Below are 5,457 nucleotides of genomic sequence, written 5' to 3' on the forward strand. Positions count from 1 at the left end.
CCCAGCTGGAGGCGGCCGCCAAGAAGGGCTTCTCCGCCGAGGTCGTGGTCAGCAACGGCATCGCGACCAGCATCACCGACGACCACTGAGCGGAGCCCGCGTCTCTCGTTACGTCTGATGCCAGGGGGTACTCGTGAGGTGCTGCCGGCTCGTGCCCGCGCAGCGGGCCGTCCGTCCCCCCGGCATCGGAGCGAACATGCGAGCACCTGCCGTCGACCGCACTGCCAAGAGGCCCCGCGAGTCCTCCGCCACCGATGCCACCGATTCCGCCAATGCCCTCACCGCCGCTCCCCCGCTCCGCTGTTGGGTCCCCAGGGGTGTGTACGCGCCTCAGGCCGACACCCGGCTGCTGCGGCGGGCGATGTGCCGGGAGGGCGTCACGGAGCGGACGGACGTACTGGATCTGGGCACCGGAAGCGGTCTGCTCGCGGTGGAGGCGGCGCGGCTCGGCGGTCGGGTCACGGCCGTCGACATCTCCTGGCGGGCGCTCGCCGCCACCCGGCTGAACGCCCTGCTGAACGGACAGGCCCTGCGGGTGCGCCACGGCGACCTGGCCGCGGCCGTGCCCGGCCGCCGCTTCGACCTGGTGGTCACCAACCCGCCCTACGTACCCGCGCCGGCCGACGCGCCACCCCGGGGCCCCGCCAGGGCCTGGGACGCCGGAAGGGACGGCCGGCTGCTGATCGACCGCATCTGCGACACCGCGCCGACGGTCCTGCGGCCGACGGGGACGCTCCTGCTCGTGCACTCCCACCTGTGCGGCATCGACGCGACGCTGACCCGCCTGGCGGAAGCCGGTCTACGGGCGGAGGTCGTCGACCGGGCCGCGCTGCCCTTCGGGCGGGTGCTGCGTTCCCGGCTCGCCTGGCTACGCGCGCAGGGACTGACGGCCGGCGGGACGACGGAGGAGCTGGTGGTGATCCGTGCCGAACACACCTGAACGCCCGCACACACCTGAACGCCCGCGCCCCGTACGTGTCCGCGTCCAGCGAGACGGCCCTCTGCTCATCGAGGGACCCGTCGAAGTGGTGGGCGAGGACGGCGAGTCGGTGGTCTCGGACCGCTTCACCGTGGCGGTCTGCACCTGTCGCCGCAGCCGCGTCTTCCCCTGGTGCGACACCAGCCATCGCTGCCGCAAAGGTGGGCCCCGATGACCAACTCCCCTACCCGGCAACACTTCCGGCAACGGTTCCGGCTCCGGCCCCCGCCGCTGCCCGAGCCGCGCGGCCCGCTCTCCGCCGCCGTGACGGCCCTGCTGCGGGGAGCGCGCGGGGGGAGCGTGCCGTCTCCGGAGAGCTGTTCCCCGTACGGCGACGACCTCCAACTCGCCCTCTACATCCTCTACGAGCTGCACTACCAGGGCTTCCAGGACGTCCCCGACAGCCTTGAGTGGAACGGCGCCCTGCTCGCGCACCGCGGCGCGATCGAGAGCCGCTTCCTGGACGCACTGCGCCACGACGTGCCGATCGACCCCGCGGAGACGGCCGAACAGGTCCTGGACGAACTCCAGCTCGAACCCGTCGGCGACGACGGCACCGGCGTCTCGTACTTCCTCCGGGACGAGGGCAGCCTCGACCAGCTGCGCGTCTACGCGGCCGTGCGCTCCCTCTACCACCTCAAGGAGGCGGATCCGCATGCCTGGGTCCTCCCCCGGCTCCACGGGCGGGCCAAAGGGGCCATGGTCGCCGTGGAGTTCGACGAGTTCGGGGCGGGCCGCGCCGACGAGATCCACGCACAGCTGTTCGCCGACCTGATGGCGGACCTGCGGCTCGATCCGACGTACGGCCGATACGTCGACGCGGCGCCGGCCGAGGCCCTCGCCACCGTCAATCTGATGTCCCTGTTCGGTCTGCACCGCGCGCTGCGCGCGGCGCTCGTCGGGAACTTCGCCGCCGTCGAGGTGACCTCGTCCCCGGCCTCGCGCCGCCTCGCCGAGGCGCTCCGCCGGGTCGGCGCCGGCCCGGCGGCCGTGCGGTTCTACGCCGAGCACGTGGAGGCGGACGCGGTGCACGAACAGGTCGTACGGCATGACGTCGTCGGCGGGCTCCTGGCGGACGAACCGCACCTGGACGCCGACGTGGTGTTCGGGATCCGCGCGACCACCCACCTCGAGAGCCGCCTCGCGGACAGGCTGCTCGGTTCCTGGCGCGCGGGCGCCACGGGCCTGCGGGCGGTGCCGAGGGGAGGGACCGCGTACGGGCCGGGATGTGGGGCACCCGGTGCGCATGGGAGCGAACCACGCTGAGGCCCCGATTCTGGAAGCGCTCGCCCGATACGGGGACAACGACGAACTGGGATTCACGCCCCCGGGTCACAAACGGGCCCGCGGGGCGGATCCACGCGCCCGTGCGGTGCTGGGCGATGCCGTCTTCTTCGGGGACGTCCTGGCCAACGGCGGCCTGGACGACCATCTCGCCCGGGGCGATGTGCTGGCGCGGGCCGAGGAGCTCATGGCCGACGCCGTGCACGCGGACCACACGTTCTTCTCGACCTGCGGCAGCTCACTGTCGGTCAAGGCGGCCATGCTGGCGGTGACCCGTCCGCACCATCGGCTCCTCGTGGGGCGCGACGCGCACAAGTCGGTGGTCGCCGGGCTCATCCTGTCCGGCGTCGAGCCCGTGTGGGTGGAACCCCGGTGGGACGCCGACCGGCACCTCGCCCACCCTCCGTCGGCGGCCGCCTTCGCCGGCGCGTTCGCGGAACATCCCGACGCCGACGGCGCCCTGGTCACCAGCCCGACCCCGTACGGAGCCGCCGCCGACCTCGCCGGTATCGCCGACGTCTGCCACCGCCACGGCAGGCCGCTCATCGTGGACGAGGCGTGGGGAGCGCATCTCCCCTTCCACGACGACCTGCCGTCGTGGGCGATGGACGCGGGCGCCGACATCTGCGTCACCAGCATCCACAAGATGGGCAGCGGTCTGGAACAGGGCTCGGTCTTCCACCTCCGGGGCGACCTCGTCGACCCCGCCGAACTCGCCTCACGGGCCGACCTCCTCGGCACGACCAGCCCGAACGTCCTGCTCTACGCCGGCATCGACGCGTGGCGTCGACAGATGGTCGAGCGCGGGCACCAACTCATCGGCGGGGCACTGGAGTTGGCCGCGCACACCCGTACCGCCATCGAGGCGATCGACGGTTTCCACGTCAACGACGCGAAGGACTTCTGCGGTCCGGGGCTCGCCCACGACTTCGATCCCCTCCCCGTCGTCATGGACATGGGCGGCGTCGGCGGCCTCGGCACCAGCGGCTACCGCGCCGCCGACTGGCTGCGCGCCCACCACCACATCGACGTCCACCTGTTCGACCACCGGCGCCTCAGCACCCAGCTCACCCACGCCGACGACGAGCGGACCACCGCGCGTCTGCTCACGGCGCTGCGCGATCTCGCCGACCACGCCGCCGTGGTGCCCGCCCTGCGGGACGCTCCTCAGGTCGCCGTCCCGTCCCCGGCCGAGCTGCGGACGGACCAGGCCCTCCTGCCGAGGGACGCCTATTTCGCCCGGCACACCAAGGTCCCCCCGGCCGAGGCCGCCGGTCGGATCGCCGCCGAGATGATCACGCCCTATCCGCCCGGCATCCCCGTGATCCTGCCCGGCGAACGCCTGACCGAGCCGCTGCTGACGTACCTGACCACCGGCGTCGAGGCCGGAATGTTCCTGCCGGACGCGGCCGACCAGCGGCTGGAGACGGTACGGATCGTCGAGGACGACAGGGCCTAGGCTCGGTAGATCGGCGTAGCACGCGCCACGAGGGGCACTCGGGCGCCATGGACGCGATAACCGGAATCCAGGGTTCCTACTGGCTGGAGACCGCGCCGCCCGGCGCCCCCGCTCCCCCGCCGGCCGGCGACCTCACCGTGGACGTCGCCGTGATCGGCGGCGGCATCGCCGGGCTCAGCACCGCCTGGGAACTGGTCCGGCAGGGGCGTGAGGTGGCGGTGCTGGAGGCCGACCGGATCGCCGCCGGGGTCACCGGCCGCACGACTGCCAAACTGACCGCCCTGCACACGCTCGTCTACGACCGGCTGCGCCGCACCCGCGGCCCCGAGGGCGCCCGCCTGTACGCGCGCTCCCAGGCCGAGGCGATCCGCCACGCCTCCGAGATCGCCGGCGAACTCGGCGTCGACTGCGAGTGGGAGGAGGCGGCGGCCTGCACCTACGCCGAGGATCCGGACCGCCTCGGGGAGCTGCGGGCGGAGGCCGACGCGGCCCGGGAGGCGGGTCTGCCGGCCGAGTTCGTGACCGAGCTGCCGGAGCTGCCCTTCGAGGTCGCCGGCGCGGTCCGGGTGAGCGGACAGGCGCAGTTCCATCCCCGCAAGTACCTGCTGGCGCTCACCGACGACCTGCGCCGACGCGGCGGCACGGTGTACGAGGGCACGCGCGTCGTCGCACTCACCGAGGGCGAGCCCTGTGTCCTGCGCACCGAGGCCGGGGTGTCGGTCCGGGCCGGCGAGGTCGTGATCGCCACCCACTACCCGGTCTTCGACCGCGCCCTCCTCTTCACCCGCCTCAGCCCGCGCCGTGAACTCGTCGTCGCCGGGACCATCGACGAGGACCGCGCCCCGCGCGACATGTACATCACGCCGGAGCAGGCCACACGATCGGTGCGCAGCGCCCCGTACCGCGACGGAAAACGCCTGCTGATCGTCACCGGGGAGCATTTCACCCCCGGCACCGCCGATGTCGAGGAGCGGTTCGACCGGCTGTCCGGCTGGGCCGGCGAGCGCTTTCCCGGCCTCACGTTCACCCACCGCTGGGCCACGCAGGACAACGACTCCACCGACTCCGTACCGCTGGTCGGAAGGCTTCACCACGGCAGCCGGCACACCTATGTGGCGACCGGGTTCGGTGGGTGGGGTCTGAGCGGCGGGATCATGGCGGGCCGGCTCCTCGGCGACCTGGTCGGCGGCCGTGAGGCCGACTGGAGCGGCCTCTACGATCCGCGCCGGCTGGCACCCGTGGTCCGCGAGGGGAAGTCGTTCCTGAAGCACCAGGCGCAGGTGGCCCGGCACTTCGTCGGCGACCGGCTGCCGTCCATGACGCCGCCCGCCCTGGCCGACATCCCGCCGGGGCACGGCGCCGTGGTGCGCGTGGGCGGACAGCGGCGCGCCGTCCACCGGGACGAGAACGGCTCGCTGCACGCCGTGTCGGCGCGCTGCACCCATCTCGGCTGCGTCGTGGCCTTCAACAACGCGGAGCAGGCGTGGGAGTGCCCGTGCCACGGCTCCCGCTTCGCCCCGGACGGCCACATCCTCCAAGGGCCCGCGGTACGCCCGTTGGAGAGGCGCGAGCTCCCGGAGGCGTGAAGTCCGTCCGCCGCCCGTGCGGTTGCCTGATTGCCCGGTTGTCCGGGAACCACCCCGGGTTTGTCCTTGATCGGTAACGGGCGCATCCCGGGGCCGCTGTTCCTCGTCCTGCCAGTTGGTCGCGAGGTGACCAAGGGGTCGGCGAGGAA

General features: G+C 73.1%; 5 protein-coding genes. All 5 read left to right on the forward strand.

What is annotated here, in order from left to right; genetic code table 11:
* The first annotated feature begins 196 nt into the window (after window positions 1-196).
* From ACH4TV_RS48195 to ACH4TV_RS48215, 5 genes are read left to right on the forward strand one after another with little or no spacing between them, the layout of a single operon-like run.
* The gene (locus tag ACH4TV_RS48195; RefSeq protein WP_398407845.1) at window positions 197-940 is read left to right on the forward strand and encodes a HemK2/MTQ2 family protein methyltransferase; all 744 of its coding nucleotides are present in this window, start codon (window positions 197-199) and stop codon (window positions 938-940) included.
* Entirely contained in the window at window positions 924-1,154 is a 231-nt protein-coding gene (locus ACH4TV_RS48200) for a CDGSH iron-sulfur domain-containing protein (protein ID WP_398407846.1), read from the forward strand. Before ACH4TV_RS48195 ends, ACH4TV_RS48200 begins: the two co-directional genes overlap by 17 nt.
* Window positions 1,151-2,245 (forward strand): iron-containing redox enzyme family protein, encoded by a 1,095-nt coding sequence (locus ACH4TV_RS48205; protein WP_398407847.1) that lies wholly within the window; start codon window positions 1,151-1,153, stop codon window positions 2,243-2,245. Before ACH4TV_RS48200 ends, ACH4TV_RS48205 begins: the two co-directional genes overlap by 4 nt.
* Window positions 2,226-3,722, forward strand: a complete 1,497-nt coding sequence (locus tag ACH4TV_RS48210) for an aminotransferase class I/II-fold pyridoxal phosphate-dependent enzyme (protein ID WP_398407848.1) — start codon at window positions 2,226-2,228, stop codon at window positions 3,720-3,722. Before ACH4TV_RS48205 ends, ACH4TV_RS48210 begins: the two co-directional genes overlap by 20 nt.
* 47 nt (window positions 3,723-3,769) lie before the next feature.
* On the forward strand, window positions 3,770-5,308 hold the full coding sequence (locus ACH4TV_RS48215) for an FAD-dependent oxidoreductase (RefSeq protein ID WP_398407849.1): 1,539 nt from the start codon (window positions 3,770-3,772) through the stop codon (window positions 5,306-5,308).
* Window positions 5,309-5,457: the final 149 nt, after the last annotated feature.

It is taken from the genome of Streptomyces sp. NPDC020898, assembly GCF_044333925.1.
Taxonomy (GTDB): Bacteria; Actinomycetota; Actinomycetes; order Streptomycetales; family Streptomycetaceae; genus Streptomyces.